Source organism: Candidatus Accumulibacter vicinus (assembly GCF_000584955.1).
Lineage (GTDB): Bacteria > Pseudomonadota > Gammaproteobacteria > Burkholderiales > Rhodocyclaceae > Accumulibacter > Accumulibacter vicinus.
In genome coordinates this window covers 69,661-71,157 of record NZ_JDSS02000016.1, presented here as the reverse complement: position 1 = coordinate 71,157, position 1,497 = coordinate 69,661, and the positions used below count along the sequence as shown (strand labels likewise).

Below are 1,497 nucleotides of genomic sequence, written 5' to 3'. Positions count from 1 at the left end.
GCGCCCGTCGGGCCACAGCTCGATCACGTCGGCAAGGGCGACACGGCCTTCGATATGCCCGCCGAAGGCGACGATCCGGTCGCCCTCCCGTTCCAGACAGACCCCGTCGAGCGGCTGCCAGGCAGGGTCCGCGAGCAGGCGCCGGCTGGCCAGCTGACCGCTTTCCGTACACCCGTAGATCTCGTGCAGCGGGGCGCCAAAACGGGATTCCGCTGCCGTGGCGAGTTGCCGCGAGAGCGGGGCGGTGGCCGACAGCAGCTGCTCCACGGTCGGTAGTTCGACATCGGCGGCAAGCAGCGTGCCGAGATGAAAAGGCGTGCTGACCAGGAGTCTGGGTGGCGGTACGGACTGCAGCGCGCAAACGATGTCCTGTGGATAGAAGGGCTTGCCCGACCAGAACGGCGAATGGCCGTGTAGGGCGAGCAGCACCGTCGATTCGAATCCGTACATGTGCTGTGCTGGCACGGTGCCGACGATCGTGTGCCGAGGTCCGTGCAGCAGACCGAGCCGGCTGGCCTCGGCGCGGGCGTTGCGGACGAGCGATCCCCAGGATTTGGCGTGTGCAACCGGCAGGCCGGTCGATCCCGAGGTGTAGGCCATGATCGCGACCAGTTCGGCGGGGATGTCGGGGATTCCGGCGATGGCTTCGGGAGGAGCGGCCAGTCGGTCGGGGAAGTCGACGCGCGGCAGGTCGAGACTGTCAAAAGCGCTGTCGCAGAGGCAGAAGACGTCCGGATGCTGGCGCCGGATCTGGCGTAGCGTTTCGACCGATTGGGACGATGGCTGCAGGCTCGTGCGCCCTCCCAGCAGGCCAGCCGCCAGCCCGACGCTGAAGCGATAGCGATCCTGGCAGAGGTTCAGGAAATACTGGCTGGTCGGCAGGATCGCGGCCAGTGCCGACACGCTGGCCAGGAAGTCGCGCACGGTCGCCGGGCCGCCGGGCAGGTAGGCAAGGATGTCGTCGAGGCTGCTGTGCCCGAGCAGCGGCACCGCGCTCATCGGTCGTTCGCCAGGGATCCCGGTTGGCGTACCGCCTCACGGTAGCCACGGATGGTATCGGCAATCCGGGTACGGTCCGCCGGTGGCAAGACACGATGGCGAACCAGGTACTCGCCGGCAAACATCAGGCCCAGGAGGGGCATGGTCAGAAGATTGGCAAAGATCGACCAGACGGTCGGCGATGCAAACAGGAAGAGGGCGGTCGACAGGCTCGCAGTCACCCCGAAAAAGGCCGTCCAGGCGATGGTCACCTGCCGCGTGTAGCGCAGCTGGGCGTCCGAAACGACGCCGTGGTGGGCCAGACGGGCGAAGCGGGTGACCAGCGGCTCGCCCTGGCCGATCAGGCTGCGTCCGAACAGCAGGCCAAGCGCCAGGTTGGTGCCCGCGTGCTGGAGGTAATACAGGAGGGCAACATTGTGCCGTAGCGCCTGCCATTGCCAGGCGAGCACGAGGGTCGCAGCCAGTCCGCCGGTTGCCGACAGCCACCGTTGCCGCGGG

General features: G+C 67.5%; 2 protein-coding genes. Both read right to left on the bottom strand.

What is annotated here, in order from left to right; all coding sequences use genetic code 11:
- On the bottom strand, positions 1–999 hold a 999-nt coding region (locus tag CAPSK01_RS04635), incomplete at its 3' end, for an AMP-binding protein (RefSeq protein ID WP_034923159.1).
- The coding region (locus CAPSK01_RS04630) for a hypothetical protein (RefSeq protein ID WP_273703093.1) at positions 996–1,497 on the bottom strand (502 nt) is incomplete at its 5' end. The genes CAPSK01_RS04635 and CAPSK01_RS04630, both read right to left, overlap by 4 nt.